Genomic DNA, 1501 nt, shown 5'->3' with positions numbered 1-1501 from the left:
GATCAGCCCCTTGGACGGGCTGGCCTTCTTGATTTCGGCGATCAGGGCGGGCCGGCCGGTGGCCTCGACGTGGTCCTCGAGCGCGGCGCGGAAGCCCCGGGGGGCGGAGACGGCGGCGGCGGCGGCTTCCAGATCGGACAGGCTGCGGATGGCCTTGCGGGCGGCCACTTCATCGCGCTTGTAGTCGGCGATACGGGACAGGATGTCGGTCATTGCGGCTCCACTTCCTCTTCCGGGGCGGAGGTGATGCGGGCCAGGGCGTTGAGGGCGGTGCGGGCGTGGCCTTCATCGATGGCCCGTGCAGCCTGGGCGACGCCATGCGTCAGATCGTCCGCCTTGTCCGCGACGACGAGGGCGGCGGCGGCGTTCAGCAGCACGATATCGCGGTAAGGGCCGGTCGCGCCGTCCAGCAATGCGGTAAGAGCCAGGGCGTTGGTCCCGGCGTCGCCGCCGCGCAGATCCTCGATCGAGGCGCGCGGCAGGCCGGCCTCCTCGGGCGAGACGGTGAAACGCCGCACCGCGCCGTCGCGCCATTCGGCGACCTGGCTCTCGCCCGTGGTCGTCAGCTCATCGAGGCCGTCGCCGTGGACCGTCCAGGCGCGCACGGCGCCGAGCCGGCCCAGGACCTCGGCGAGGGGCTCCAGCAGGCGCGGGTCATAGACCCCCATCAGCTGGCGTTTCGCAGACGCTGGATTTGAAAGTGGGCCCAGAAGATTGAAAACCGTGCGGAAACCGATCTCGGCCCGCACCGGCCCGACGTGACGCATGGCGCCGTGGTAGGCGGGCGCGAACAGGAAGGCGATGCCGGCCTCGTCCAGCGCCTGACGCTGTTTCGTCTGGCCCGCCGTCAGATCAACGCCCAGCACCGACAGGACGTCCGAGGACCCGGACTTGGAACTCATGGCGCGGTTGCCGTGCTTGGCCACCTTCACGCCCGCGCCGGCCAGAACAAGGGCCGAGGCGGTGGAGATGTTGAAGGTGTGAGCCCCGTCGCCGCCGGTGCCACAGGTGTCGATGACGTCGTAGGGGTGATCGAGTGTCGCGGCGGCGTCGCGCATGGCCTGGGCGAAGGCGGCGATCTCCTCCACCGTTTCGCCGCGCATGCGCAGGGCCGTGACCGCGGCGGCGACCTGGGCGGGCGTGGGCTCGCCACGCAAACAGGCGGCGAAAAAGTCGTGGGCCTCGTCCGACGACAGGACCTGCCCGTCGATCAGTCGCGCCAGCAGGGGCTTGAAGCCGCCGTCCGTCGTCACCCGCGCGCCCTCAAACGATCGCGAGACGCCGAACGCCCGCCAGGTTGAGGAAGTTGGCCAGCATGTCGTGACCGTGCTCGGTGGCGATGGATTCGGGGTGGAACTGGACCCCGTGGATCGGCCGGGTGCGGTGACGCAGGCCCATGATTTCGCCGTCCGCCGTCCAGGCGGTGACCTCCAGCGCCTCGGGCAGGGTTTCGCGCTCGACGGCCAGCGAATGATAGCGGGTGGCGGCGAAGGGCGACGGC

2 protein-coding genes and 1 pseudogene are annotated in these 1501 nt (G+C 70.6%); all 3 read right to left on the bottom strand.

Translation table 11 applies throughout. The features are described from left to right. A pseudogene (locus ACT6Q8_RS25485) lies at positions 1–213 on the bottom strand (indole-3-glycerol phosphate synthase TrpC); the annotation flags it as partial. Next, entirely contained in the window at positions 210–1253 is a 1044-nt protein-coding gene (gene trpD / locus ACT6Q8_RS25480; protein WP_444596232.1) for an anthranilate phosphoribosyltransferase, read from the bottom strand. The gene trpD and the pseudogene ACT6Q8_RS25485, both read right to left, overlap by 4 nt. A gap of 10 nt (positions 1254–1263) precedes the next feature. Beyond that, a partial coding sequence (locus tag ACT6Q8_RS25475; protein ID WP_444739475.1) for a glutamine amidotransferase-related protein occupies positions 1264–1501 on the bottom strand: 238 nt, incomplete at its 5' end.

Origin of the sequence: Niveispirillum sp. (assembly GCF_052437035.1) — a bacterium.
Taxonomy (GTDB): Bacteria; Pseudomonadota; Alphaproteobacteria; order Azospirillales; family Azospirillaceae; genus Niveispirillum.
The sequence above is the reverse complement of the archived record's forward strand: the minus strand, read 5'-3'. Positions and strand labels throughout refer to the sequence as shown.